This is a genomic window from Bradyrhizobium sp. 215_C5_N1_1 (assembly GCF_052075935.1).
GTDB classification, from domain to species: Bacteria; Pseudomonadota; Alphaproteobacteria; order Rhizobiales; family Xanthobacteraceae; genus Bradyrhizobium; species Bradyrhizobium barranii.
The window spans coordinates 5,163,068-5,188,688 of the sequence record NZ_CP197228.1; the positions used below are offsets into that span (position 1 = coordinate 5,163,068).

General features: G+C 65.2%; 28 protein-coding genes. 19 read left to right on the forward strand and 9 right to left on the reverse strand.

The window, feature by feature from the left end; all coding sequences use genetic code 11:
• The first annotated feature begins 179 nt into the window (after positions 1–179).
• The 4 genes from rpsF to rplI all read left to right on the forward strand — a co-directional run bounded on the left by rpsF (position 180) and on the right by rplI (position 2,688).
• Positions 180–686, forward strand: coding sequence for a 30S ribosomal protein S6 (gene rpsF / locus AB7G19_RS25065; RefSeq protein ID WP_014495806.1), 507 nt, complete (start codon positions 180–182; stop codon positions 684–686).
• A 5-nt stretch (positions 687–691) separates the two neighbouring features.
• Complete coding sequence (rpsR, locus tag AB7G19_RS25070; protein WP_007592020.1) at positions 692–931, forward strand: 30S ribosomal protein S18; 240 nt, start codon at positions 692–694, stop codon at positions 929–931.
• 128 nt (positions 932–1,059) lie between these two features.
• Entirely contained in the window at positions 1,060–2,037 is a 978-nt protein-coding gene (locus AB7G19_RS25075; protein WP_063983701.1) for a hypothetical protein, read from the forward strand.
• A gap of 48 nt (positions 2,038–2,085) precedes the next feature.
• The gene (gene rplI, locus AB7G19_RS25080; RefSeq protein WP_063983702.1) at positions 2,086–2,688 is read left to right on the forward strand and encodes a 50S ribosomal protein L9; all 603 of its coding nucleotides are present in this window, start codon (positions 2,086–2,088) and stop codon (positions 2,686–2,688) included.
• Positions 2,689–2,724: 36 nt separating this feature from the next.
• Here the strand turns inward: rplI and AB7G19_RS25085 are convergent, their stop codons facing one another.
• The 3 genes from AB7G19_RS25085 to AB7G19_RS25095 form a co-directional block, all read right to left on the reverse strand.
• A complete protein-coding gene (locus tag AB7G19_RS25085) occupies positions 2,725–3,192 on the reverse strand; it encodes a PaaI family thioesterase (RefSeq protein WP_441268195.1) in 468 nt (155 codons plus the stop codon).
• A gap of 10 nt (positions 3,193–3,202) precedes the next feature.
• The gene (locus tag AB7G19_RS25090; RefSeq protein WP_441268196.1) at positions 3,203–3,799 is read right to left on the reverse strand and encodes a TetR/AcrR family transcriptional regulator; all 597 of its coding nucleotides are present in this window, start codon (positions 3,797–3,799) and stop codon (positions 3,203–3,205) included.
• A 108-nt stretch (positions 3,800–3,907) separates the two neighbouring features.
• A complete protein-coding gene (locus tag AB7G19_RS25095) occupies positions 3,908–4,870 on the reverse strand; it encodes a hypothetical protein (RefSeq protein ID WP_441268197.1) in 963 nt (320 codons plus the stop codon).
• Positions 4,871–5,927: 1,057 nt separating this feature from the next.
• Between AB7G19_RS25095 and AB7G19_RS25100 the strand changes: the two genes are divergently transcribed.
• Positions 5,928–7,436: a replicative DNA helicase gene (locus AB7G19_RS25100; RefSeq protein ID WP_063983703.1), complete on the forward strand. Its 1,509-nt coding sequence runs from the start codon at positions 5,928–5,930 to the stop codon at positions 7,434–7,436.
• A gap of 46 nt (positions 7,437–7,482) precedes the next feature.
• The gene (alr, locus tag AB7G19_RS25105) at positions 7,483–8,760 is read left to right on the forward strand and encodes an alanine racemase (protein WP_441268837.1); all 1,278 of its coding nucleotides are present in this window, start codon (positions 7,483–7,485) and stop codon (positions 8,758–8,760) included.
• Positions 8,761–8,910: 150 nt separating this feature from the next.
• On the opposite strand, the gene AB7G19_RS25110 is transcribed toward alr, so the two are convergent.
• Positions 8,911–9,135, reverse strand: a complete 225-nt coding sequence (locus AB7G19_RS25110) for a cysteine rich repeat-containing protein (protein WP_071914679.1) — start codon at positions 9,133–9,135, stop codon at positions 8,911–8,913.
• A 50-nt stretch (positions 9,136–9,185) separates the two neighbouring features.
• Between AB7G19_RS25110 and AB7G19_RS25115 the strand changes: the two genes are divergently transcribed.
• Together AB7G19_RS25115 and AB7G19_RS25120 are read left to right on the forward strand one after the other, a co-directional pair.
• On the forward strand, positions 9,186–9,566 hold the full coding sequence (locus AB7G19_RS25115) for a hypothetical protein (RefSeq protein ID WP_208086408.1): 381 nt from the start codon (positions 9,186–9,188) through the stop codon (positions 9,564–9,566).
• A 68-nt stretch (positions 9,567–9,634) separates the two neighbouring features.
• On the forward strand, positions 9,635–10,411 hold the full coding sequence (locus AB7G19_RS25120; RefSeq protein ID WP_208086407.1) for an exodeoxyribonuclease III: 777 nt from the start codon (positions 9,635–9,637) through the stop codon (positions 10,409–10,411).
• A gap of 142 nt (positions 10,412–10,553) precedes the next feature.
• Here the strand turns inward: AB7G19_RS25120 and AB7G19_RS25125 are convergent, their stop codons facing one another.
• The 3 genes from AB7G19_RS25125 to AB7G19_RS25135 all read right to left on the reverse strand — a co-directional run bounded on the left by AB7G19_RS25125 (position 10,554) and on the right by AB7G19_RS25135 (position 12,230).
• Positions 10,554–11,366: a DUF4886 domain-containing protein gene (locus AB7G19_RS25125; RefSeq protein WP_208086406.1), complete on the reverse strand. Its 813-nt coding sequence runs from the start codon at positions 11,364–11,366 to the stop codon at positions 10,554–10,556.
• 100 nt (positions 11,367–11,466) lie between these two features.
• Positions 11,467–11,835, reverse strand: coding sequence for a GFA family protein (locus AB7G19_RS25130; protein WP_441268198.1), 369 nt, complete (start codon positions 11,833–11,835; stop codon positions 11,467–11,469).
• A gap of 77 nt (positions 11,836–11,912) precedes the next feature.
• A complete protein-coding gene (locus AB7G19_RS25135; protein WP_208086405.1) occupies positions 11,913–12,230 on the reverse strand; it encodes a hypothetical protein in 318 nt (105 codons plus the stop codon).
• Between the two features lie 180 nt (positions 12,231–12,410).
• Here AB7G19_RS25135 and AB7G19_RS25140 point away from each other — a divergent pair, with 180 nt between their 5' ends.
• The 8 genes from AB7G19_RS25140 (at position 12,411) to AB7G19_RS25175 (ending at position 18,393) form a co-directional block, all read left to right on the forward strand.
• The gene (locus tag AB7G19_RS25140; RefSeq protein ID WP_208086404.1) at positions 12,411–13,151 is read left to right on the forward strand and encodes a FadR/GntR family transcriptional regulator; all 741 of its coding nucleotides are present in this window, start codon (positions 12,411–12,413) and stop codon (positions 13,149–13,151) included.
• On the forward strand, positions 13,151–14,104 hold the full coding sequence (locus AB7G19_RS25145; RefSeq protein ID WP_441268838.1) for an NAD(P)-dependent oxidoreductase: 954 nt from the start codon (positions 13,151–13,153) through the stop codon (positions 14,102–14,104). The genes AB7G19_RS25140 and AB7G19_RS25145 overlap by 1 nt, the downstream gene beginning before the upstream one ends.
• Positions 14,105–14,114: 10 nt before the next feature.
• Entirely contained in the window at positions 14,115–14,798 is a 684-nt protein-coding gene (locus AB7G19_RS25150; RefSeq protein WP_439034766.1) for an amino acid ABC transporter permease, read from the forward strand.
• Positions 14,799–14,805: 7 nt separating this feature from the next.
• A complete protein-coding gene (locus AB7G19_RS25155) occupies positions 14,806–15,474 on the forward strand; it encodes an amino acid ABC transporter permease (protein WP_439034765.1) in 669 nt (222 codons plus the stop codon).
• Between the two features lies 1 nt (position 15,475).
• Positions 15,476–16,234 (forward strand): amino acid ABC transporter ATP-binding protein, encoded by a 759-nt coding sequence (locus AB7G19_RS25160; RefSeq protein ID WP_439034764.1) that lies wholly within the window; start codon positions 15,476–15,478, stop codon positions 16,232–16,234.
• Between the two features lie 19 nt (positions 16,235–16,253).
• A complete protein-coding gene (locus AB7G19_RS25165) occupies positions 16,254–17,048 on the forward strand; it encodes a transporter substrate-binding domain-containing protein (RefSeq protein ID WP_071914695.1) in 795 nt (264 codons plus the stop codon).
• Positions 17,049–17,116: 68 nt separating this feature from the next.
• On the forward strand, positions 17,117–17,563 hold the full coding sequence (rpiB, locus tag AB7G19_RS25170; protein ID WP_085402833.1) for a ribose 5-phosphate isomerase B: 447 nt from the start codon (positions 17,117–17,119) through the stop codon (positions 17,561–17,563).
• A 104-nt stretch (positions 17,564–17,667) separates the two neighbouring features.
• Positions 17,668–18,393 (forward strand): sulfite exporter TauE/SafE family protein, encoded by a 726-nt coding sequence (locus AB7G19_RS25175; RefSeq protein WP_439034763.1) that lies wholly within the window; start codon positions 17,668–17,670, stop codon positions 18,391–18,393.
• A 6-nt stretch (positions 18,394–18,399) separates the two neighbouring features.
• Here AB7G19_RS25175 and AB7G19_RS25180 read toward each other — a convergent pair whose 3' ends face one another.
• Together AB7G19_RS25180 and AB7G19_RS25185 are read right to left on the reverse strand one after the other, a co-directional pair.
• Positions 18,400–20,478 carry a putative bifunctional diguanylate cyclase/phosphodiesterase gene (locus AB7G19_RS25180; RefSeq protein ID WP_439034762.1) on the reverse strand — a complete coding sequence of 693 codons (2,079 nt, stop codon included), beginning with the start codon at positions 20,476–20,478 and terminating at the stop codon, positions 18,400–18,402.
• Entirely contained in the window at positions 20,478–21,635 is a 1,158-nt protein-coding gene (locus tag AB7G19_RS25185; protein WP_439034761.1) for an ABC transporter substrate-binding protein, read from the reverse strand. The genes AB7G19_RS25180 and AB7G19_RS25185 overlap by 1 nt, the downstream gene beginning before the upstream one ends.
• 201 nt (positions 21,636–21,836) lie before the next feature.
• On the opposite strand from AB7G19_RS25185, the gene radA reads away from it, so the two are divergent.
• The 3 genes from radA to purF all read left to right on the forward strand — a co-directional run bounded on the left by radA (position 21,837) and on the right by purF (position 25,616).
• Complete coding sequence (gene radA / locus AB7G19_RS25190) at positions 21,837–23,285, forward strand: DNA repair protein RadA (protein WP_354117583.1); 1,449 nt, start codon at positions 21,837–21,839, stop codon at positions 23,283–23,285.
• A gap of 166 nt (positions 23,286–23,451) precedes the next feature.
• Positions 23,452–24,081, forward strand: coding sequence for a CvpA family protein (locus AB7G19_RS25195; protein WP_071914705.1), 630 nt, complete (start codon positions 23,452–23,454; stop codon positions 24,079–24,081).
• Positions 24,082–24,110: 29 nt separating this feature from the next.
• Positions 24,111–25,616 carry an amidophosphoribosyltransferase gene (gene purF, locus AB7G19_RS25200; RefSeq protein ID WP_441268199.1) on the forward strand — a complete coding sequence of 502 codons (1,506 nt, stop codon included), beginning with the start codon at positions 24,111–24,113 and terminating at the stop codon, positions 25,614–25,616.
• The last annotated feature ends 5 nt before the right edge of the window (positions 25,617–25,621 follow it).

Genomic DNA, 25,621 nt, shown 5'->3' on the forward strand with positions numbered 1-25,621 from the left:
AGACCCCGGCCGGGAGCTGAACGGACGGTCTCAGCAAATCATTCGTGATTTTGGTGTGGCAGGGCCAGTCGGCCCGTCGTCCCGTGTTTCCGCCTTCTGAGCTTAATCCCAGAGTCCTTTCCGAAGGCCTCTTAAGGGCTTGACGCCGGGCGATGCGCCAACATGAGGAAAGGACCATTATGGCTCTCTATGAGCATGTTTTTCTCGCGCGCCAAGACGCGAGCACGCAGCAGGTCGAAGAGCTGACTGCGCAGATGACCGGCATCGTCGAGGGTCTCGGCGGCAAGGTCACCAAGACCGAGAATTGGGGCGTTCGCTCCCTCACCTACCGCATGAACAAGAACCGCAAGGCGCACTTCGTGCTGCTCAACATCGACGCGCCGTCCGCGGCGATTGCCGAGATCGAGCGCCAGGAGCGCATCAGCGAAGACGTGATCCGCTATCTCAGCGTTCGCGTCGAGGAGCTCGAGGAAGGTCCGTCGGCGATGATGCGCAAGGCTGACCGTGACCGCGAGCGTGACGACCGTGGCGGCGGCTTCCGCGGCGATCGTGAAGGCGGTGGATTCCGTGGCGACCGCGAGGGTGGTTTCCGTGGCGGCGATCGCGACGGTGGTGGCTTCCGCGGTGACCGCGGTCCGCGCCGTCCGCGCGACGAAGCTGAAACGACAACGCCGGATGCGGAGTAAGATCAATGGCTGAAGCTGGTGCACGCCGTCCGTTTTTCCGTCGTCGCAAGAGCTGCCCGTTCACGGGCGCAAATGCTCCGAAGATCGACTACAAGGACTCCAAGCTCTTGATGCGCTACGTCTCCGAGCGCGGCAAGATCGTGCCGAGCCGCATCACCGCGGTGTCGGCCAAGAAGCAGCGTGAGCTCGCCCGCGCCATCAAGCGCGCGCGCTTCCTGGGCCTGCTGCCCTACGTCATTCGCTAAGACGAATTCGGCCGGCGGCGACATCGCCGCCGGCCGCGCTTTTTTGGTTTCATAAGGCTTCCGGGTCGTCCGGTCGCCGATGGTTGGGGCAAGATGCCTCTAACCGCTCGAAGGGAGCGGGACAGCTGATGATGACTCTTGGACTGATAGCTCTGATCGCCGGCGCTGCGTCGGCCCTGATGTTCGCCTCGATCGTATCGGGCGCGCTGATCTCGCTCGTCCTGTTCTATCTCGCGCCGCTACCGCTGATGGTCGCCTCGATCGGCTGGGGCCCGCTTTGCGCGAGCCTCGGCGGCATCGCAGCTGCGATCGGCCTCGGGGCCCTGTTCGGCCTGCCCTACTGCATCGCCTTTGCCGTGACCGTCGCGCTGCCCGCGTGGTGGCTCGGCCATCTCGTCCTGCTCAGCCGGCGGGTTGGACCCGTCGCGCCGGAAGCCACCACCGAGCCGCCGGCCGAGCCCGAGCTCGAATGGTATCCGGTCGGCCGCATCCTGCTGTGGATCGCGGGCTTCGCCGCGCTGACCACGATCGCCGCCCTGCTCACCCTCGGCACCGACGCCGAGACCATCACCGGCACGCTGCGGCGCGGCTTGATGCGCCTGCTCCGCACCGCCGACCCGCAGACGTCAGGCGAAGCCGGTCAGTTCGTCGACGCGCTGGTGCTCATCGCTCCGGCCGCCGCCACCATCGTCGCGATGATGACGCTCACCCTCAATCTCTGGCTCAGCGGCAAGATAACGGCGACATCGGGCCGCCTGCTGCGTCCGTGGCCGGACATGATGACGGCCGAGCTGCCGCCGATGACGCTGGTGGCGCTCTGCATCGCGCTCGCGTTCTGCTTCACCGGCGGGTTGCTCGCGATGGTCGCGCAGATCACGACGGCGGCGCTGATGATGGGCTATGCGCTGACCGGATTTGCCGTGCTGCATACGCTGACGCTGGCGCTGAAGAGCCGCACCTTCTGGCTCGGTTCGACCTATGCCGTCGTCGTGGTGTTCGGCTGGCCCGTCATCGCGATGGTGATCCTCGGCCTTGCGGATGCCGTGTTCGGCTTCCGCGAGCGCTTCCTGCGCAGCCGCCAGCCACCGCCGCTGCCAACCTCTTAAGTTCAACCCCAAAACCCAACTCACTCAACACTTCAAAGGAGAACGAATATGGAAGTCATTTTGCTGGAACGCGTGAGCAAGCTCGGCCAGATGGGCGAAGTCGTGAAGGTTCGCGACGGCTATGCCCGCAATTTCCTGCTCAAGCGCGGCAAGGCGCTGCGCGCCACCGCCGACAACCGCGCCAAGTACGACGGCATGAAGGCCGATCTCGAGGCTCGCAACCTCCAGTCCAAGGGCGAGGCGTCCAAGGTCGCCGAGAAGATCCAAGGCAAGAACATCATCGTGATCCGTCAGGCTTCCGAAGCCGGCCAGCTGTTCGGCTCGGTCACGGTGCGCGACGTCGTCATTGCGTTCGAAGCCGACGGTGTCTCGCTTGAGCGCCCGCAAGTGCAGCTCGACGCGCCGATCAAGACCATCGGCAAGCACACCATCACCGTCGCCGTTCACCCCGAGGTCGAGGTCGAGGTTTCCGTCACGGTTGCGCGCAGCCAGGACGAGGCCGAGCGCATCAACCGCGGCGAGGACATCTCGACCCGCAACGAGGACCGCGATGCGGCCGCCGAAGCGATCGCCGCCGCCGGCGAGTTCTTCGATCCGGAAGCCCAGCAGGACGACGAGCCGGCGCCGGCTGCGGACGAGACCGAGAAGTAAGACCCGCGTTCGCGCAGGTTGCGACGCCCGGCCGCCTCAGGCGGCCGGGCTTTTTGTTTTCGCGGCGACGTCCTCGCTCAGCATCGCGATCGAGGCGAGCGCAGTTGCCGTATGCTTCTCGACACCGTCGTTGACGCAAAACACGTCGGCCGCGACCACCGAAACCTGGCGGCCCGGCTTGATCACCCTGGCCCGGCAGATCAGTTTCTCGCCGATTGCCGGCGACAACAGATTGAGCTTGTATTCCGCCGTCAACGCCGGCTGGCCGCGCGAGGTCGCCGCTGCGATCGTTGTGGCGTTGTCGACCAGGAAGGCGGTGACGCCGCCATGGAAGAAGCCGTGCTGCTGGAGCAGCTCGGGCCGGCGCGCGACCGCAATCGTACAGGTGCCGCGCGACAATTCCGAGAGCTCGGCGCCCACCAGGTTCATAAACCCCTGCCGGCCGACATTGGCGTGGATGCGCTCGGCGATCGGACCGAATTCGGGATCTGCTTCGGCTCGCATGCGGCTTCTCCTATTGCTTGTGGATGCGATCGGGCGGGCGAAGCGCACGGTTGGCACAGGCGACAAGCGTGTCGGCTTCGCAGCGCGGATCGGCGCGGTCACGTCCCGAGAGAAAGGCGCGGCAGAATATCTGGGCAGGGCCGATGAGCTGGCTGACGAACATCACCGGCGTCATCGGCAAAAGCTCGCCACCGGCAACCAACGGCGCGCGCCAGCGCTCGATGCCTTCGGCAAGGCGCGCATTCTGCGCGCGCTGAGCGTCGCGGACGTCCTCGCTCCATTCGCTGCGCGATATCTCGAAGAGATAGCGGGCCTCGCGCCGGCTCGACACCACCCAGTCGAGATGGGCCCGGATCAACCGATCGATGCCCTGCCCGGCACTGGGCATCGGATCGAGCGCGGCCAGCACCGCGGCGTGATAGTGCCGCAGCACCTCCAGGAACAGCGCACCGGCCAGTTCCTTCTTCGATCCGAAGACATGAAAGAAGCTACCGTTGGAGGCGCGTGCCCGGGCGCGGATCGCTGCCACCGTCGCGGCTTCGAAGCCGACGCGGTCGAACACGAAAAGCCCGGCCGCCAACAGGTCGTCACGCACGCTCGTCGTCATCGACGCCTCCTAGAGCATTACTCTAGAGTAACGCTCCAATTGTGGTCAAGACGATGCGAAGGCCACGATGCGTGCGGCCTTCGCAAATCGACGGAAAATCTGGCTCGCTTAGCGCGAAATCGGCGGTGTGGGCGGACCGGACGAGTCGGCTGGCGCCGCGGGCGGGGCCGCAGCGGTCGCGGGCGGTGCAGGCTCCTGCGGCTTGGCTGCCGGTTCGGAGCTCGCGGCCGGCTTGGGAGCAGCCTCCTCCGCCGGCTTGGCCTCGGCGGGCTTCGCGGCGGCAGACGGTGCAGCAGGCGTGACCTGCGGTACCGGATCGGGCCGCAGCGCCGGAGTATCGCTGCCGCGCGGCTCGACCTTGGCACTATCCGGCCTGGCCTCAGCCGGCTTCTCCGCCGGCTTGTTCTCGGGCTTCGCCTCGTCACGGCCGGGCTCGACCTTGGCCGTGTCGGGCTTGGTCTCGGCCTTCGGCTCGCTCTTCTTGTCTTCAATGGCCGGCGCGGCGGCGTCGACCTTCGGTGCTTCCTCGGTCCCGGGCTTGGCGCGACGCTTAGCTTTGCGTCCCTCGGGCGCTGCCTGGCCCTCGGGCCTCGCACCTTCCTTCGATCCCTCCTCGGGTGGCCGTGCCGCGCGCTTCTGACGCGCCCCCTCGGACGCGGGAGCGGCAGCCTCGCCGTCCGGCTTGGCTGCGTCCTGGGAGCGCTGGCGGCGCCCCTGATGGTCCGGCGCGGTATTGGCTTCCTTCTCCTTGGCGCCGTCCTTTTTGTCCTTGCCGTCCTTGGCCTGGTAGCGGGTGTCGGTGGCACCGTTGGAGACGAGATAGGACGCGAGCACGCCGGCCATGTCGGAGCTGGTCGTGTAGTGCTGGCGCAAGAAGCCTGGCAGCGAGCCCGGCGCCACCGTCTTCAACAGGCCGCGCGGGCTCTTGTGGCAGGCACTGCAGGTCTGCGCGAAAAGCTGGGATGGGGCCTTGCCGGCCTCGAGGTTCGTCGCCTGCGCAAGGACGGTATCGGTCGCGCCGAAGCCGATCAGAAGCAATACCGTCGCGAGGCTGAGCGCTCGGCTCGACATTCCCATCATCTCCATTGAATTTACGCGAATGCAGCCGGCATAAGGCGCGGCGGCGGGTCACCTTTTAGCGGATTGAGCCGCGAATGGAAGCAGCCTCCATACGCAAGGATGTGATTAAGCGCTTTTGGAATATCGGCTGTGATCACAGCGCAATAGCGCTGCAGCTCGTTCGAGTGCCGGTGGCCTCGTGAGACGACGCGTCGCCTGTCGGAAGCGGCACATCGTCGCAAAGTCACGACGCCGCAGACACCCGTCATCGTGCGCGCGAAGGCAACGCCGAACCCGGGCCTGACGCTGGTTGGTGAATGAATCCTAATGACGCAGGGTCGAGATCTGGGACGATCGGAAAGAGGCTGTTAACGCCAGCTGCGCCCTCAGCTCCGCAAGAGTCTCGGGCGAGACCGGCTCGCGCCGCACTTCGGGCCGCTCGGCGTGCTGCATGGCCGCGATGAGGCACGACAGCCAAAGCCGGCTGGCCGCCTCGCTTCGCCAATTCTGCTGCCGTTCTGGCCGCATCGCTCGCCTCGTTCCCTGGTGGCGGGAGACAACCCCCCGCCCGCCTTCCTGTTCCGGGTCGTACCCCGAAAGAATCCGGGGAGATGTGATCTGTTTCACATAAGTCTCGTCGGGCCCGGCTTAGACCGTCGCCATGAGCAAGCGGACCCAAACCTCATTCGACGTGCAGGACGACCTCCGCACCGATTACGCCCTGATCGCCACCGGCGTCGGAGCGGCCCTGGTTGCGCTGGTCTACCTCCTGCTGGTCTGAATCCGAGCCCAAAGCTCCCGGCGTGCGTCATTTCGCGCGCTTCTTGATACGTCTGCGCGCCAATCCATTAGGTTCATGTCACCCGGAGTTTTCCGTGGGGCGGTCACGGCCGCTTCCGGGACGGGCGAGTTCCGCAAAAACCGTCAAGCGCGGCGCGTGCCGCGGCTGCCAATCATCCACCATTTTAACTGAGCGGTTGATAGCGGTCAGCTTTTGCTTCCGCTTTGGCCTGAGGCGGCGCTTTATCCCGGCCCCGTATCCGCCCCAGAAAATTGCTAACGCTCGACCATGGCCCTGACTGATTCGAACGTCCTCAAACTCGCGCCCGAGCCCGGAACTCCGGCGTATCGGAGCGCGCCGCATAATATCGAGGCGGAACAGAGCCTTCTCGGCGCGATCCTGGTCAACAACGACGCCTTCTACCGCGTCTCCGACTTCCTCGAGCCGAAGCATTATTTCGAGCCGCTGCATCAGACCATCTACGAGACGGCCAGCAGCCTGATCCGGATGGGCAAGATCGCCACGCCCGTCACGCTGAAGACGTTCCTCCCGGCCGACACCGATGTCGGCGGCATGACCATCGGGCAATATCTGGCGCGGCTCGCGGCGGAAGCGACCACCATCATCAACGCCCAGGACTACGGCCGCACCATCTATGATCTGGCGCTGCGACGCGACCTGATCGGCATCGGCGAGGACATGGTCAATGTCGCCTATGACGCGCCGGTCGACTTCGCACCGCGGGCGCAGATCGAGGACGCCGAGCGCCGCCTGTACGAACTCGCCGAATCCGGCCGTTATGACGGCGGCTTCCAGAAATTCTCGCAGGCGTTGGCGGTCGCGGTCGATCTCGCGGCCAAAGCGTTCCAGCGCGATGGAAAGCTGTCCGGCATCTCGACCGGCATGCGCGACCTCGACACCAAGATGGGCGGCCTCCAGCACTCCGACCTCATCATTGTGGCCGGACGCCCGGGCATGGGCAAGACTTCGCTGGCGACCAACGTCGCCTACAACGTCGCCAAGGCCTATGTCGGCGAGGTCCAGGCTGACGGCACCATGAAGGCCGCCAATGGCGGCGTGATCGGCTTCTTCTCCTGCGAAATGTCGGCCGACCAGCTCGCCACGCGTATCGTCGCCGAGCGCACCGGCATTCCCTCCTCCCACATCCGCCGCGGCGGCATCTCGGAAGCCGATTTCGACAAGATCCGGGAAGTCTCGATCGAGCTGCAGTCGCTGCCGTTCTATGTCGACGCGACCGGCGGCCTGTCGATCGCGCAGCTGATGGCACGCGCGCGCCGGCTGAAGCGGCAGAAGGGCCTCGATCTCCTCGTGATCGACTACATCCAGTTGCTCTCCGGATCCGGCAAGCGGAGTGACAACCGAGTACAGGAAATCACGGAGATCACGACCAGCCTGAAGGCGCTGGCCAAGGAGCTCAACGTTCCCGTGATCGCGCTGTCCCAGCTCTCACGCCAAGTCGAATCCCGCGACGACAAACGGCCGCAGCTCTCCGACTTGCGTGAATCCGGATCAATCGAGCAGGACGCCGACGTCGTCCTGTTCGTTTACCGCGAGGAATATTACCTCGCGATGAAGGAGCCCCGCCCAGGCACGCCTGAACACGAGAAGTGGCAGCTTGACATGAGTCTTGCGCACGGAAAAGCCGAGGTCATCATCGGCAAGCAGCGCCACGGCCCGACCGGCACCGTCGATTTGGCGTTCGAAGCCTCGGTCACCAGGTTCGGCGACCTCGCGCCTGACAGTCAGTTGCCGGTTCGCAGCGGCAACGACTACTGAGTTCCTTGAACCAGACCGGCCTCTTGCGTAAAACGGCGCCATGACAATGGCGTCCGACCCGAAAATGATCCCGCAATCCGGCCTCCTCTCCGCGGAGGCCAATCAGGCTGCCGCGCTCGCAGCCTATGGCGGCGTGCTCACCGTCGATCTCGACGCCATCATCGCCAATTGGCGCAAGCTTGAGAAGACGGCCGTGCCGGCCGAATGCTCGGCCGTGATCAAGGCCGATGCCTATGGCTGCGGCGCCGCGCAGGTCTCGCGGGCCCTTAGCAAGGCCGGTTGCAAGACCTTCTTCGTCGCCACCATCGAGGAAGCGCGCACTGTGCGCGAAGCCGTGCCGGAGGCCGCGATCTACGTGCTCGGCGGCTATTTCCAGAACACCGGCGAGCACTACGCCAGGATCAATTGCCGGCCGGTGATCGGCGATCTCAACGAGCTTGCCGAATGGGACGTGTTCTGCCGCCGCACCGGCTGGACCGGAGGCGCCGCTGTTCACATCGACACCGGCATGAACCGGCTCGGGCTGACGCTTGCGGACGCGCAGGCCATCATCCCCCGCATCAACGCCGGCGATCACGGCATCACGCTGGTGATGAGCCATCTGGTCTCGGCCGAGCAGCTCAACAGTCCCGTGAATGCAAAACAGCTGGCAACCTTCCGCAGTATCGCCAGCGAATTTTCCGGCGTGCCGGCTGCGCTTGCCAATTCCTCCGGAATCTTCCTCGGCGCGCCCTTCCAGTTCGACCTGGTGCGGCCGGGCGCAGCGCTCTACGGCGTCAACCCGACGCCTGAGGCCGACAACCCGATGCAGCCCGTGGTCGACCTCAAGGCGCGCATCGTGCAAACCCGCAATGTCGAGCGCGGCGAGACCGTCGGCTATGGCGGCACCTGGACCGCGCGGCGGCCGACAAAACTCGCGATCATCGCGGTCGGCTATGCCGACGGCTATTTCCGCGCCGCCAGCTCCAATGACGGCACCCGCGGCGCCGAGGTCGTTGTCGCCGGCAAGCGCTGCCCGGTCGCGGGCCGCGTTTCGATGGACCTGATCGCGATCGACATCACCGACCTGGCCCCGAATGCGGCGCGGCGCGGCCACATGGTGACGCTGCTCGGCGAAGGCATCACCGTCGACGAGCTCGCGCATCATTTCGGTACGATCGGCTACGAGGTGCTGACCAGCCTCGGCCACCGCTACGCCCGCGTCTACAAGGGCGGCAATGAGGTGGAGCCGCTGGTCAAGCCGGAGCCCGCGCCGACGGCCGAGCAGCCGCCCTCCCCGCCGCCGATCGAGCAGCCCGCGAGCCCGCCGCCGCTGCCGAGTTAGGGACGCGACCGTTCTTCGGGCGCGGCGCAGCGCTCCTTCAGCAATGCGCTGCAGAGCCGGGGCCATCTCCTTGCACCGTACTCTGTCGCTTTCTGGGTCCCGGCTCTGCGGAGCAGCGTCACACGCTGCGCCGCGTCCGGGACACGAGACTTACTTCTTCCGGCTGTCGAGCGCCGTCTTGCAGGACGCGCTGAGCTGATCGCGCTTGGCGTTGAGGCAGGCGATGATCTTGCCGCCACCGGGCGCGATGCCGGCGCAGAATTTGTCATAGTCCGCCTTGCACGCGCCGCGTGGATCGGACGATTGTGCCGACGAGACACCGGAGAACGCGACGACGAATGCGACGATGGCGAGGCTCAGACTGGACTTCAACATGGATTTGGATCTCCGGTGGCGGCGCAAACGACCGCGGCCGCAATCTCTACATGAAGATTGCGGCACTCAACGTCAACCGAATCTGTCCTACGACCGCGCGGCGAAGCCTGATGTCGCTAGGGGCGATGACGCTTCGTCGATCTCATCGCGCTCGATTATCCGCGCACCTTGTTATCGATAACCCACGCATCCATGCTCTCTTTGCACGCGTTGCCGATATGGCTCCTGTACCTGTTCAGGCAAGCAACAATGCGCCCGCCCCCCGGCACGACACTGGGGCAGTATTTGAAATATTCCACCCTACAGGCGATTTCCATTTTCTCGGCAGCAAGAGCCACTCCGGAAAATGCGGTTGCGGCCACGACTACGGCAAGGCAAAGCTTGGTCATCGTCAAACCTCCATCGTGTCGATCGGCAATTTTGGGTTGTAAGCATACATCGTGGAACGCCGATGACAACGGTTGCGAGTCATTTCTGAAGATTTCCAGTCGTTGGGCCCATGAGGATCGCGACGTTCAACATCAACAATGTCAACCGCCGCCTGCCCAACCTGTTGCGTTGGCTGAGCGCGGCGAAGCCTGATGTCGTCGCGCTCCAGGAACTGAAGGCAGCCGACGGCGAATTTCCGGCGGCAGCCATCGAAAGGGCCGGCTACGGCGCGGTGTGGTGTGGACAGAAGACGTGGAACGGCGTCGCCATCCTCGCCCGCAATGCCGAGCCCATTCTCACGCGCGATCGCTTGCCGGGAAAGCCTGATGATCGCGAAGCCCGCTACATCGAGGCCGCCGTGCGCGGAATCATCGTCACCAGCATTTACCTGCCGAACGGCAATCCGCAGCCGGGACCGAAATTCGACTACAAGCTCGACTGGTTCGCGCGGCTCAAGCGCCACGCCAAGACCTTCATCAAGCAGGATCTGCCCGTGGTGCTCGCCGGCGACTACAACGTCGCGCCTGATGAGATCGACATCTATCCGACGCGGTCATGGGACAAGGATGCCTTGATTCAGCCGAAGAGCCGCGCTGCATTTGCCTCGCTCATTGAACAGGGTTGGTGTGATGCGATCCGCGAACTGAATCCGGACAAGCGCATCTACACGTTCTGGGACTACAAGCGAAACCGCTGGCCGCGCGATGCCGGCCTGCGGCTCGATCATCTCCTGCTCAGCCCTGCCCTCGTCTCGCGGCTGGCCAGGGCAGGTGTCGACAAGAAGGTGCGCGGCGAAGATGGTGCGAGCGATCACGCGCCGGCGTGGGTGGTGCTGAAGGAGCGTTGACGGTGCCGTAGGGTGGGCAAAGGCGCTCTCGCGCCGTGCCCACCATCTTCTATCGCGAGTAAGGTGGCGGGCACGCTTCCGCCTTCGCTCTTCGAGCTACGGTGGACAAGTCGCTTTGCCCACCCTACGAGATCACCCGAGATCACCGCCCGTAATAGTCTTGCACCGTATCCCACGCCGCCTTTTGCAGCAGTTGGGTGGTCTCCGCATCCAAGCCTATCGTATAGGAGTTGCCGACCGGCGAGCGCCCGGTCAGCGCGGCGAGGGTCACGCAGGTTGCGAGGTACGTGCCCGCCGGACTCGGGTGCCGCTTGTCCGGCGCATAGAGATTGAGTTCCGGCTGGAGCTTGCGCACGCGCGCGAAGGCGAGGCCTGCGGGGATCACGAGCGCATCGTTGGCATTGCCCGCGGTCGTATAGGCCTCGGCCAGAGCCTCGGTCATCTCCGGCTTGTCGGCATAGGCCCAGGACATAAAGAACACCGGCCGCATGCCGTGGGCACGGACGATCTCGCTGTCCTTCTTGGCGAAGGTCGCGAACGCGTCCTTCAATTGCGGATGGATCGGGCACTGGCTGCAATCCATCATGACGACGGCATCGAACTGCCTGCCCGGCTTGTTGAAGACGACGTTGTTCTGGTCGTCGAAGGAATAGGCGCCGATGCCGCCCGGCCGCAGCAGGTTGTCCATGTCGTGCCAATCGAGGCCGGAGCCGCCGATCGTGGCCATGGTGTTGCGGTACGCCGCCTTGTTGTCAGCATCAGCCGCGCGCTCCATGAAGGAGAGATGCCCGGGCATGCCGTTGTTGTAGTAGAAGAAGCTGTTGCCGACGAACAGCGCGGCCTTGAGGAAGTCAGGTCCCGATGTCGTGACCTTCGGTTTGGTCTGCGCCTGCGCGTTGAAGCCGGCTGCAACGGCCAGACACATTGCGAGCATCACTCGCGCAAAAAGACGCATCGTGGCTTCCCCCCTTTTTCTCTGGGGCCGGACCAAATCAGCTTTTCAAAATCGCCTCAAGGTCACAAACGCGCAGCGGACATGCGCGCGCCCTGCATGCTCACCACAAATTCCTGCCGTCGATCATATTCACCGGCACGGCATCGAGATCGAAATCGTCGAACAGCCGCGCGTTCACGGCAACCTTGGGATTGTCGAAATCGGCCTTGCCGGTCGACCAGTCCGGCGACTCCGAATAGGTACCGCAGCCGCAGCTCGCGCAGAAATGATGTTTGACCGTGCGGCTGCCCCAGAGATAGGTCGCGACATTTTCCGGCGGCGACAGCAGGCGAAATTGCGCCGGCGTGTAATAGGCCCACAACGCGCCCCGCTTGACGCAGAGTGAGCAGGTGCAGCGCGTCACGCTCGCCGGCACCTCCGTCACCTCGAACACCGTCTCACCGCAATGACAGCTTGCCTCGATCGGCATGGACCCGCTCTCCGTTTTGTCAGGAGATGGTCGTAGCCTGCCCCTGCTGCCAACATGCTGTCAGCAGCGCAACTCGGTCATGGAGCCTCGTTCGCGGACAGCCGCCTGGCGTTCGCGGCCACGTGCTCGCGATAGCGCTGGACGATGGCGGCCGGCGTTGCTCCCGCAAGCAGGCTCGCGGCCGCCTCGAAAGCCGCGGCGATCTTCTCGCTGACCATCAGCGCGGCCTCCTGCCGGGCGCCCTCGTCGCCGTGGCTGAGCTTCTCGCAGCGCAGCCGCACCACCTCGCTCGCTTCGACCGCGAGCATCGCGCTCGCATACCAGGGAAAGCCGTTGTCGGATCCGCTGAGCGCCGCATGACGGTCGAGGGCGGAGAAAGAACGATGATCGGGCATCGCGGACCTCAAGTTCTTTGAGTGAGCGCTCCGATCAATACGCCTCAAATTTGAAGGATCCGGCCGGGGAACCGATCGGATTGGCCGCGCCTGCGACACCCGCAATTAACCAAGGCTCTTGACGCCGACGCTCTGGTTAGCCTACTGGTCTGACCAAGATCAGACCAAAAAGAGACCGGGATGGAAGTGAAGCGGGCCGCTGAGGGCGAAAAAGGGTTCGAGAAGGTGTTCGCCTTCCTGCGCGAACGCCTGCTTGCGGGCTCGCTCAAGCCCGGCGACCGCCTGATTTCCGAGCGCGAGCTGGCGACCCTCCTCGGCGTCAGCCGGCCGATCGTCCGCGAAGCGCTGCGCGCCCTCACCGTGCTCGGCATCGTCGAGATCCGCGACCGCATCGGCACTGTGGTGACACAGCCGGACGTCTCAGTGCTGAACGACTTCTTCACCTTCGCGCTCGCCCAGCAGGCCGACATGCTCGATGACGTCATGCAGGCGCGCGTCGCGATCGAGTGTCAGGCGATCCGGCTCGCCTGCGAGCGCGCCAACATCGCCGATTTCGAACGCCTGCAGCGTGCGCTCGCGAAGATCGGAGAGACGATCGACGAGGCGGATGCCGGCGGCATGGCCGACTTCGAATTCCATCGCGCCATCGTCGTGGCATCGCATTCGGAAACGCTGACGGTCCTGCACGGTTCGCTGGCGGGACTGCTGACGCATTCGCATCGCAGCCGCCGCGAGCTGGTGCAGGCCTTCCCGTCGATGAAGACGTACCTGATCGACGACCACCGGCGCATCTTCGACGCGATCATCGCGCGCGACCCCGAGCGAGCAGATGCGACGCTGCGCAAGCATTTTGCCATCGGCGACGAATACCGCAGGCGCGCCGTCGTCGGCGACATCGACAAGACCAGCGCCTCAGGCTGATCGCGGCAGGCCAACAAGCAAGAAACCAATCAACCAAGAAACGGACGACTGACATGGGACGGAACGACAAGGGCAATGTCGGCTTCATCGGCATCGGCACGATGGGCCGCGAGATGGTGCGCAACCTCCTGGTGGCCGGGCATGCGGTTCGTGTCTTCGATCTCAACGAAGCAGCCTTGGCCGACAGCGTCAAGGAAGGCGCGGCCGGCGCCAACAGCCCCGCCGACGCCGCGCAAGGCGCTGACATCGTCATCACCATGTTGCCCGACACGCCTCATGTCGAGGCGACCGTTTACGGCGAACATGGTCTCCTGAAGTCTCCCCCGCCCGGCAAGCTGATCGTCGACATGAGCACGATCTCGCCGGTCGCCGTCCGCCGCATCCATGCCGACCTGCAAAAGGCCGGCGTCAGCTTCATCGACGCACCGGTCTCGGGTGGGCCGGTGGGCGCCAAGAACGCCGCGCTCTCGATCATGGCCGGCGGTGATGCGGCCGCTTTCGCCCAGGCCGAACCGTTCTTCCGCGCGATGGGCACGACCATCACGCATGTCGGCGCGGCCGGCGCCGGTCAGACCGTGAAACTCTGCAATCAGTTGATCTGTGGCATCAACATCCAGGCGATCTGCGAGGCACTAGCGCTCGGGCGCGCTTCCGGCATCGATCTCAATCTGCTGCGTCGCGTTCTGCTCGGCGGCTCCGCCGCGTCCTGGATGCTTGACAAGCTCGGCCCCGCAATGATCGCGGGCGACGTCTCCGCCGGCTTCCGGATCGATCTCCAACTCAAGGATCTCCGCCTGGTGCAGGAGCACGCACAGGTGCTGAGCGTGCCGCTGCCCGGCACCGCGCTCGTCACCAGCCAATATGTCGATGCGCGCGCCCATGGCGAAGGCAGCAACGGCAATCAAGCGCTGTTCCGCGTCTATGACCGCATGACCAACCAGGTGACGGGCTGAAGCCGATACGATGAGCCTCCAACTCGACTTTCCCGCGGTGCTGGAGCGTTGGCCGAATTTTCTGGCCGGCGCGGCGCTGACGCTGGAGTTGGCGGCCTTTGCGACGGTGCTCGGCGCCCTGTTCGGCACGCTCGCGGCCGTCGGCCGCGGCTCGCGAAGCTCGCTGATCGCGGGCGCCTGCAAAGTCTATGTCGAGACCATCCGCAACACGCCGCTGCTGGTCCAGATCTTCCTGGTCTATTTCGGCCTCGCCAGCCTCGGCCTGAAATTCTCCGCCTTCACCGTGGCGGTGGCCGCGTTGACGATCAATGTCGGCGCCTACACTGCCGAGATCATGCGCGCCGGCTTCGAAGCGATCCCGCGCGGACAGATCGAGGCCGCCGAAGGACTGGCCCTGTCGCGCCTGCAAATCTACTGGCACATCATCCTGCTGCCGGCGATCGAGAAGGTCTATCCGGCGCTGACCAGCCAGTTCGTGCTGCTGATGCTGGCCTCCTCGGTCTGCTCGCAGATCTCGGCGGAAGAACTCACCGCCGTCGCCAACTACATCCAGTCGGACACCTATCGCGCGTTCGAGACCTACATCATCGTCGCCGTGCTCTACGTCATCCTGTCGCTGGTGATGCGCGCGGGCTTCTGGGGCCTCGGCCTCGCGCTGTTTCCGCGCCGGCGCCGGCTCGGCACGCCGTTGTGAGATGACCATGGGCGGACATCTCAACATCAATCATCTGATGTTCCTCGGCCAGGGCGCGCTGTGGACGATTGGCCTGTCCGTGATCGCGCTGATCGGCGGCGGCATCGTCGGCTTCGTGATCGCGCTCGCGCGCATCTCGCCGCTCAAATCGGTGCGGATCGCTAGCGGCGTCTACGTCCAGCTGATCCAGGGTACGCCGCTGCTCGTCATCCTGTTCCTCGGCTATTTCGGCCTCGCCGCGATCGGCCTCAAGGTCTCGCCGTTAGCTGCCGCCGGCGCTTCGCTCACGCTCTATGTCTCGGCCTATCTCGGCGAGATCTGGCGCGGCTGCATCCAGTCGGTGCCGAAGCCGCAATGGGAGGCCGCCGAAGGACTCGCGCTGAGCCGGACCCAGCGCATGCTGAAGGTGATCCTGCCGCAGGCGATCCGCATCGCGACGCCGCCGACCGTCGGCTTCATGGTGCAGATCATCAAGAATACCTCGCTCGCCTCCGTGGTCGGCTTCGTCGAGCTGATGCGGTCGGGCCAGATCGTCAACAACTCGCTGTTCGAGCCGTTCGCCATCTACGCGATCATCGCCGTCGTCTATTTCGCCATGTGCTATCCCCTATCCCTGTTCAGCCAGAAGCTGGAACGGCGGATGGGGCGTGGCAGGTCCAACCTCGCACCAGCCTGACATGCAGAAAAACCCCTCCTCCTCCGAACCGATCGTGTCGCTCCGCGACGTGCAGAAGAGCTTTGGCCCGCTCCGGGTGCTCGATGGCGTCTCCTTTGCCGTCGAACGCGGCGAGGTGCTGGCACTGATCGGCCGCTCCGGCTCCGGCAAGAGCACGGCGCTGCGCTGCATCGACCGCTTCGAGAAGGTGGACGGCGGCGAGATCGTTGTGTGCGGGCATCGCGTCGACCGCCCTGATGTCGATCTGCGCGCGCTGCGCCAGGACGTCGGCATTGTGTTCCAGAGCTACAATCTGTTTCCGCACCTCACCATCGAACAGAACATCACGCTCGCCCCCTGCGCCGTGAAGGGCATGGCCACCTCGCAAGCCAGGGACCTCGCCCGAAAAGTGCTCGCGCAGGTCGGGCTCGACGAGAAACTGCACGCCTATCCCGAGCAGCTCTCGGGCGGCCAGCAGCAGCGCGCGGCGATCGCCCGCTCGCTCGCGATGCAGCCGAAGGTGATGCTGTTCGACGAGGTCACCTCCGCGCTCGATCCCGAGCTCACCGGCGAGGTGCTGAAGGTGATCGAGCAGTTGGCGGCGGACGGCATGACCATGGTGATGGTCACCCATGAGATGGGTTTTGCCAAAGGCATCGCCGACCGGATCGTCTTCATGCATCGCGGCAAGGTCCACGAGACCGGCCCCGCCTCGATCCTGACGTCGCCGGCGACGCCCGAACTCACGCAATTCGTGGGCACTGGAAACTTAAAATCATAACAGGAGAGGAGAACCAAGGATGACAAACAAGACACTGCTGGGGACCGCCACCGCGCTGTTCGGCCTCGTCATGATATCAGCCACGCCGGCATCGGCCGATCTGCTCGACGACATCACGCAGGCCAAGAAGATCCGCATCTCGACGGACGTCGCCATTCCGCCCTCGGGTATGATGGACAGCAGCATGAAGCCGACCGGCTCCGACGTCGAAGTGGCGCAACTGCTCGCCAAGGATTGGGGGCTCGAGCTCGAATTCATCCAGACCACCGGCGCGACACGCATCCCCAACGTCCTGACCGGCAAGGCCGACATCATCATCTCGACCTTGTCGGTGACGCCCGATCGCGCCAAGGTCATCGACTTCACCAAGCGCTATGCGACGCTGCAATCCGACGTCGGTTGCCTGAAATCCTCGACCGTCAAGGACTGGCCCGACTTGAAGGACAAGTCGATCGGCGTCTCCCGCGGCACCACGCAGGACACCACCCTGTCCAACATGAAGGACAAGGACCTCAAGATCTCGCGCTACGACGACGACGCCACGATGGTGACGGCGGCCGTCTCCGGCCAGGTCGACTGCGTCGCCTCGTCGGCGACGATCATCAACCAGATCGGGGTGAAGAACCCGTCGCGCGTGTTCGAATCCCGGATCCCGCTGGCGACCTTCGACCTCGCGATCGGCCTGAAGAAGGGCGAGCAGCGCCTGATGGACAAGCTCAACGCCTGGATCACCGAGAACGTCAAGAACGGCAAGCTCAACGCGATCTACAAGAAATTCCACGGGGTCGAGCTGCCGCCCGACATGCGCAGCTGAAACCAGGGAAAATCGTGGCAGCCGCGAAGAGGCTGTCACGACCAACATAAAATCAAGAAGGACATCACATGCGTCTCGTCATCGGATCCGACCACGCCGGCTGGCCGCTCAAGCAGACCGTTATCGATCACATCCGCAGCCTCGGCCACGACATCGTCGATGTCGGCTCCCATGACGACAAGCCGGTGGACTTCCCCGACATCGCGCGGGCCGTGGCTCAGAAGGTGACGTCAGGCGAAGCCGCACGCGGCATCATGGTGTGCGGCACCGGCGTCGGAGCCTCGATCGCAGCCAACAAGATGAAGGGCATCCGCGCCGCGGTTTGCCACGATGTTCATTCCGCCCATCAGAGCGTCGAGCATGACGACGTCAACGTCATGTGCATCGGAGCGCAGATCGTCGGCGCCTGGCTCGCCGTGGATCTGGTCTCGTCCTATCTCTCGGCCGAGTTCTCGACGGACGAGGATTTTCGCCGCCGCGTCGAGAAGCTGCGCATCATGGACGAGCAAGGCTGACGGCCGGCCGGGATGGCATGCGCTGAGCGATTGGTTCCCTCGCCTGGAATGGATCGCCCGCATCGCCGGCCACGGCTAAACTCTCCCGATTCGTGGAGAGCACCTTGGCCTTTCTCTTCGTCCTCATCGTCGGCCTGATCGCCGGCACCGTCTCAGGCATCGTCGGCACGGGGTCGTCGATCATGCTGATGCCGGTGCTGGTCTATGCCTATGGGCCGAAGGAAGCCGTGCCGATCATGGCGGTCGCCTCCGTGATGGCGAATTTCTCGCGGATCCTGGCGTGGTGGCGCGAGGTCGACTGGCGTGCCTGCGCGGCCTATTCGGTGACGGGCATTCCGGCCGCCGTGTTGGGCGCGCGCACGCTGCTCGCGCTCCCCTCGCACGCCGTCGATCTCGCCATCGGCGTCTTCCTGATCGCGATGGTGCCGGTGCGGCACTGGCTGGCGCGGCACGATCTCAAGGCCAATCTCTGGCACCTCGCGATCGGCGGGGCGATCATCGGCTATCTCACCGGCATCGTGGTCTCGACCGGCCCGCTCAGCGTGCCGCTGTTCCTGTTCTACGGCCTGTCCAAGGGCGCCTTCCTCGCAACCGAAGCGGCCTCCTCACTCGGCCTCTATTTCGCGAAGTCCGTGACCTTCGAACGTTTCGGCGCGCTGACCGCTGACGTCTTCATCAAGGGCCTGATCGCAGGCTCCTCGCTGATGTCGGGCGCCTTCATCGCAAAGCGCTTCGTGCTGCATCTCAAGCCGGAGATGTTCCGCGTGGTGATGGACGCGATCATGATCGCTGCGGGCCTCTCCATGCTCTGGAACGCAACGCAGTCGTAATCGCGCTCAGGCGGCGAATTCGGGCGCGATCGACGGGCTGCCGGCGAGGACGCGGCTTGTCTCAGTTGGTACCGCCTGCTTTTCGAGCCATTGCAGCACGGCGTCGAGCGGCTGCGGCCGATGGTAGTGATAACCCTGCCCGAGCATCACGCCCATCTCGCGCATGGCGTCGGCCTGCTCGGGCCGCTCGATGCCTTCCGCGACGAGCGTCAGCCCTAGCGTGCCGGCGAGCGAGGCGATGACGCCGACGATCGCCTTGTCTTCCGCGCTGTCAGGGATCTCGCTGATGAAGGCTTTGTCGATCTTGACCTTGTCGAGCGGGAACCGCCTGAGATGCGCGAGCGAGCTGTAGCCCGTGCCGAAATCGTCGAGCGCGATGGTTGCGCCCAGGCGCCGCAGGCGGTGCAGCGTCTCGGAGGCGCTGGCGATGTTGTTGATCAGCGAGCCCTCGGTGATCTCGAGCTCCAGCAATGATGCCGCGACATCGAAACGCGCGCAGGTCGCGCGCAGCTCGGCAGCGAGCGAATGGTCGGCGAGCTCGGACGGCGGCAGGTTGATCGCGATCCGGATCTGCGGCCTGCCGGCGGATGCCAGTCGCTGCAACGCGCGACAGGCATCGGTCAGCACGTAGCGCGTCAGCCGCGCATTGTTGCCGCTGCGCTCGATCAGCGACAGGAATTCGCCGGGACCGATCAAGCCAAGTTCGGGATGGCGCCAGCGGATCAGCGCCTCGAGGCCGACAACGGCCTGGCTCCCGAGGTCGACCTGGCTTTGATACCAGACCTCGAACTGCCCCTCGGCGAAGCCCGCGGGAATGGCGAGCTCGAGGTCCCGGCGGCGGCGATAGTCGCGCTGAAGCGCTTCGTCGAGCACAGCGACGGTGCCCGGCGCCTTGCTCTTGGCATGGTAGAGCGCGATGTCGGCGAGCGCCGGCAAATGCGACAGCTCGGGATCGCCGGCGCGGCGCACGGCAAGGCCGATGCTGGCGCGCGGCACGACCTGCTTGTCGTGCAGCCGGATCGGCTCGGAAATCGCATCTAACAGCTGGCGCGCGAACGCCTGAGCGGTCGCTTCATTGCTGACCTCGGGGCGGATGACGACGAATTCGTCGCCGCCGAGCCGGGCGACCCAATCCTGCGGTTCGACCGCATCACGAAGGCGCTCGGAGATGTGCACCAGGAACTTGTCGCCGGCATCATGGCCGAAGGTGTCGTTGATGCCCTTGAAGTCGTCGAGATCGATGAAGCAGAAGGCGATCAGCGAGTCCGGCGAGCCGGCATCGCCGCTCAGGGTCACCAGATGCTCGGACAGCGAGCGACGATTGGGCAGGCCCGTGAGCGGATCGTGCGCGGCCATGTGCCCGAGCCGGTCGAGCGCCCCCGACGTCGTGTGCTGCATGGCGTTGAAGGCACGCGCGAGCTGGCCGAATTCGTTCGTCGATTTGATGTCGGCCGGATAGGCGCGCCCGTCCTGCTTGCTGCGCTGGATCGCCGACATGATCGCGGTGAGCGGCTTGCCGATGAAGATGTTGGCCGAGATCCGCATCGCGATCAGGGTGGCAAATGTCGCGAGCAGGCCGACCACCAGCAGCAACATCAGCCGGCTGCCCGTGTCCGTGTAGACCGTCGCATAGGAATAGGCGATCGCGATACGACCGGCCTGCACGGCGATGTTGCCGTTGCTGTAGCGGATCGGACGCGAGACTTCCGATACCGCCTGGTCCGCCGGCCGCGCCACCACGCGGGCGATCGCGACGCCGGTGTCGTCATAAACGGCCGCCGCGGCAATGGTCTCGTCGTGCATGATCTCGTTGAGGACGCTCGTGACCTGATCGTAGCGCATCTTCCAGAGCGGCTCGGCGATCAGCTCGGCGCGGCTCTCGGCCGTGCGGGCAATGCGCGCGTCGAGCTGCCTGATCTGCGACCAGAAGCTCGATGCCTCGACGCCGGCGGAGGCGAGCAGCTGCACCACCAGCAGCACCGGCACGGTGGCCCAGAGCATCGCGCGGACCACCGAGCGCGAGCGCGACGGCGCCGCCGCCTGCTGCTTGCGATCCGGATCGGTCATGTCGTCACCGTTTCGCATCAGTCAGCAGCGCCTTCCGGAAGCGTCAGCGAAGAGATGAGCGCATCGATGGAGAAATCATACTGGCCGCAGCGCCCCGCTCTCGCCCTGAAGCGCGCGAAATCGATCCGATCGAAGGCGCGCGTCTTGATGAGGTCCCCGACCGCAGCGAGATTGTCGCGCGTGATCGCAGACGTCTTGGCCTCGACGCGGGGCGATGCGGCCGCGAAGTCGCAGCCGTCGGCGTAGTCGCGCAGGAGGACGATCGACCAGCCGCCGAGCAGGAAATGTCCGCCATCGGTCATGAGCAGACGGCCCGCCTTGATCTCGCGCAGCGCGTCCTCCGACCAGTTGAGGCCGACCAGCTGGATGTTCCGGCCGGGCGTGAGGCCGGCAGCGACCACCGCGCGAAGCGCGCCGAGCGCCATCGGATCGTTTCCGGCCCAGATGCCGGCAGGCCGGATCTCCTTGCGCGCGGCCCAGCTCAGATAATTCCTGGTGACCTGCTCCGCCTCCGACTGGGTCCAGTTGGCGAACAGCATCCGGTCCACCACCACGTCGGGCGCGGCGTCCACCGCGAGCTTGAGACCGGCGTTGCGGGCGATCGAGGCCGGCGTGATCTCGTCGCCGCCGATGCCGAGAATGTGGATCTTGCCGTCCGGGCTCTGCCATTTCTCGGCGCGCGCCACTTTGATCAAGGCATTGGCCATCCTCGCACCCGCGGTCTGGAGATCCGTCGTGATGTCGCCGAGCCAGGTCTTGAGCTTTTGCCGGGGCGGTCCGAGGCGCGCGGCGTCGTCGCCGATCAGCGTGTTCGAGAGCAGCAGCGTCTTGACCCCGGCGGCCTCGGCCGCTTCCAGGATGGGAACGGCAGCGGATTCCTCATTCGACAGGATGAGGAAGTCCGGCTTGTCGGCGCGTGCCACCACGCCGAAGCCAAGCTCCTGCATGGTGCGGTAATTCCGCTCGCTGGTCAGCACCTCGACATGCGCGTCGAGCTTGCGGCCCGCGGCCTGCATGGTCTGCGCGACCATGTCCCAGTAGACCTCGCCGGTCTTGCCGGGGTTGACGAAAACGATGTTGAGACGCCCGGCGTCGGCCGCAACGGCGCCGCCAACCGGCAGAAGAAAGCCGCAGGCCATGCCCACGGCGAGCATTATCCGCAAGACTACCGTCATTCGTTTCGCCATCCCGTATCGGTTTCGAAACTGGACCTGCGTCCGCTAACATTTGGCAAAGTCCGGAACGGCGCGGCGGCGTAGAGCTAACAAAGGGTGTATCGGCTGCGGTGAATTGGGCTAATGGGGGTGCCGGCGATCGCCGTCTCGCCCGTCATTCCGTGCTATCAGCAAACCTGAAACCCTCGACTCGCTGTCCCCATGGCCAAGAACACGCTTTCCTTCGTCTGCCAGAACTGCGGCGCGGCCTATAACCGCTGGCAGGGCAAGTGCGAATCCTGCGGCGAGTGGAACACGCTTGCCGAGGAGGACACGACCGGCAGCGTGCCGGTCTCGATCCGCTCAAAGCGCAAGGGACGGACGTTTGCGCTGGAGAGCCTGTCGGGGAAGACCCAGGACGCTCCTCGCCTGTCCTCGGGCATGACCGAGCTCGACCGCGTCACCGGTGGCGGCTTCGTCCGCGGCTCGGTGCTGCTGGTCGGCGGCGATCCCGGCATCGGCAAGTCGACGCTGCTAACGCAGGCCACCAGCATGATGGCGCGCGCCGGCCACCGCATCGTCTACATCTCCGGCGAAGAGGCGGTCGCCCAGGTGCGCCTGCGCGCCGAGCGGCTCGGCCTGTCGGACGCGCCGGTGCAGCTCGCGGCCGAGACCTCTGTCGAGGACATCGTCTCGACGCTGTCGGAAGGCGCGGTGCCGCGGCTGATCGTGATCGACTCGATCCAGACCATGTGGACCGACACGGTGGAATCCGCGCCCGGCACGGTCACCCAGGTGCGCGCCTCGGCGCAGGCGCTGATCCGCTTCGCCAAGAAGACGGGTGCTGCCATCATCCTGGTCGGCCATGTCACCAAGGACGGCCAGATCGCCGGCCCCCGCGTGGTCGAGCACATGGTCGATGCGGTGCTGTCCTTCGAGGGCGAAGGCTCCCAGCAATTCCGCATCCTGCGCGCCGTGAAAAACCGCTTCGGCCCGACCGACGAGATCGGCGTGTTCGAGATGACTGGCCTTGGCCTGCGCGAGGTCACCAATCCCTCCGAGCTGTTCCTGTCCGAGCGCGACCTGGGCACGCCGGGCACCGCAGTCTTCGCGGGCATCGAGGGCACGAGGCCCGTTCTGGTCGAATTGCAGGCCTTGGTCGCCCCCACCTCGCTCGGCACCCCGCGTAGGGCGGTGGTCGGCTGGGATCAGAGCAGGCTCTCCATGGTGCTGGCGGTGCTGGAGGCCCATTGCGGGGTCAAGCTGTCCGGCCACGACGTCTATCTGAACGTCGCGGGCGGCCTGCGCATCCACGAGCCGGCGGCCGATATGGCCGCTGCGGCCGCACTGGTTTCATCCCTGGTTAATGCGCAGTTACCCACCGATGCCGTCTATTTCGGCGAGATTTCGCTGTCCGGCGTCATCCGCCCGGTGGCGCAGACCCCGGCCCGGCTCAAGGAAGCGGTCAAGCTCGGCTTCAAGCGCGCCGTGCTGCCCGAATCGGCCCGGGGCGGCGATGCCGGCGGCGACGCCGGACTGTCCCTGAACGCGATCAACAGCCTGACGACACTGGTGGCCGAGATCGCGGCCCGGGGCTCCCGCCGCGGCGAACAGAGCCCGCCGGCGGAGAAAAATGCCACACCGGCAAGATTCCGCCGTGGAGAGGGTTAGGCGGAGGTGACGTCCTCCGCCCCCACCGCTATACAGCCGTCACAAAAGCAGCATGGGATTGCGTGGTTGCGGCCTTGCCGGGAACGCCGTCTGGCCCTCACTTAGGGCCACGGCCAAGCACCGATTCGCTGAGCACCTTTGAAGTACGAGCGGACCCGACCAGCCGATGCCAGTAACACTCCTCGACCTGATCCTGCTCGGTGTGATGCTGATCTCGGGCCTGCTCGCCATGGTCCGCGGCTTCATGCGCGAAATCCTGTCGATCGCGGCCTGGGGCGCAGCGGCGATCGTGACGCTGTACTCGTTCTCGAAGCTGCTGCCGACCGCAAAGACCTATTTCAACAACGACACGGTGGCGAGCGTCGTCGTGGTCGCCGGCGTGTTCGTGGGCACCCTGGTCGTGGTTTCCGTGATCACGGTCCGGATCTCCGACATGATCCTGGATTCGCGCATCGGCGCGCTGGACCGCACCCTGGGCTTCCTGTTTGGCCTCGCTCGCGGGCTTTTGATCGTCGTGGTCGCGTTCCTGTTCTTCACCTGGCTGGTGCCGGACAAGCAGCGCCCGGACTGGGTCACGGGAGCCAAATCTCGCGTGGTGCTCCAGGGAACCGGGGATTGGCTGATGGCCCTCTTGCCTGACGACCCCGAGAACACCATCTTGAAGAGATTCAAGAAAAACAAACCAGATGATGATCAAGCTGATTCCGAACAGCAGCCTTCGGGCACTGGCGACGGATACAGCAAACCGGCTCGTGACAGCCTCAAGAAGCTGATCGAGAAACCTGCGGCGCGTTGATTAGGCCCTAAAAGAGAGGCGCGGACGAGATGCGACACCCTGACCAGGACGCCCAACTTGATCTCGGCCCAGCCGCGCTAGAGCTTCAGGACGACCTGGAGGGCGATACGCTCCGCGAGGAATGCGGCGTCTTCGGCATCTATGGCCACCCTGACGCCGCCGCCATCACTGCGCTCGGTCTCCACGCTCTCCAGCATCGCGGCCAGGAGGCCGCCGGCATCGTCTCCTACGACGGCAGCCGCTTTCACTCGGAACGCCGCCTCGGCCTCGTCGGCGACACCTTCTCCCGCCGCGAGGTGATCGACCGCCTGCCCGGCAATATGGCCGTCGGCCATGTCCGCTACTCCACCACCGGCGCCACCATCCTGCGCAACGTGCAACCGCTGTTCGCCGAGCTCAATGCCGGCGGCCTTGCGGTCGCCCACAACGGCAACCTCACCAACGGCCTGACGCTGCGCCGCGAGCTCGTGAAGAACGGCGCGATGATGCAGTCGACCACCGACACCGAGGTGATCCTGCATCTCGTCGCGCGCTCCAGGCGCAGCCGCTTCATCGAGCGCTACATCGACGCGCTGCGCGAGATCGAGGGCGCCTATGCATTGGTTTCGCTGACCAACAAGAAGCTGGTCGGCGCGCGCGATCCGCGCGGCATCCGCCCGCTGGTGCTCGGCGAGCTCGACGGTTGTCCGATCCTGACCTCGGAGACCTGCGCGCTCGACATCATCGGCGCGCGCTTCATTCGCGACATCGAGCCCGGCGAAGTCATCGTGTTCGACGAGAACGGCCAGGACATCCACAAGCCGTTCCCGCCGATGGCGCCGCGCCCCTGCATCTTCGAATACATCTATTTCTCCCGCCCGGACTCCATCGTTCACGGCCGCTCGGTCTACGAAGTACGCAAGGCCTTTGGTGCGCAGCTCGCGCGCGAGAGCCATGTGCCGATCGACGTCGTCGTGCCGGTGCCGGATTCCGGCGTGCCAGCCGCGGTCGGCTACAGCCAGCATTCCGGCGTACCGTTCGAGCTCGGCATCATCCGCAACCACTATGTCGGCCGCACCTTCATCCAGCCGACCCAGGCGATCCGCGAGTCCGGCGTGCGCATGAAGCATTCGGCCAACCGCGCCGCGATCGAAGGCAAGCGCATCATCCTGATCGACGACTCGCTGGTGCGCGGCACCACCTCGAAGAAGATCGTGCGCATGATGCGCGATGCGGGCGCCAAGGAAGTGCATTTCCGCCTCGCCTCGCCGCCGATCCTCTATCCCGATTATTACGGCATCGACCTGCCGGATCGCGGCGGCCTCCTGGCCGCGACGCATTCGCTGGAGGAGATGCGCGAGATCATCGGCGCCGACTCGCTCGCCTTCCTGTCGATCGACGGCATGTATCGCGCCATGGGCGAGCCCGGCCGCGACCCCGCCAATCCGAAATTCTCGGATCATTGCTTCACCGGGGCGTATCCGACTCATCTCACCGACCAGCCCCAGACCGAGCAGCAGCCGCGGCAATTGTCGTTGCTGGCGGAGGCGAGCTGACGAAA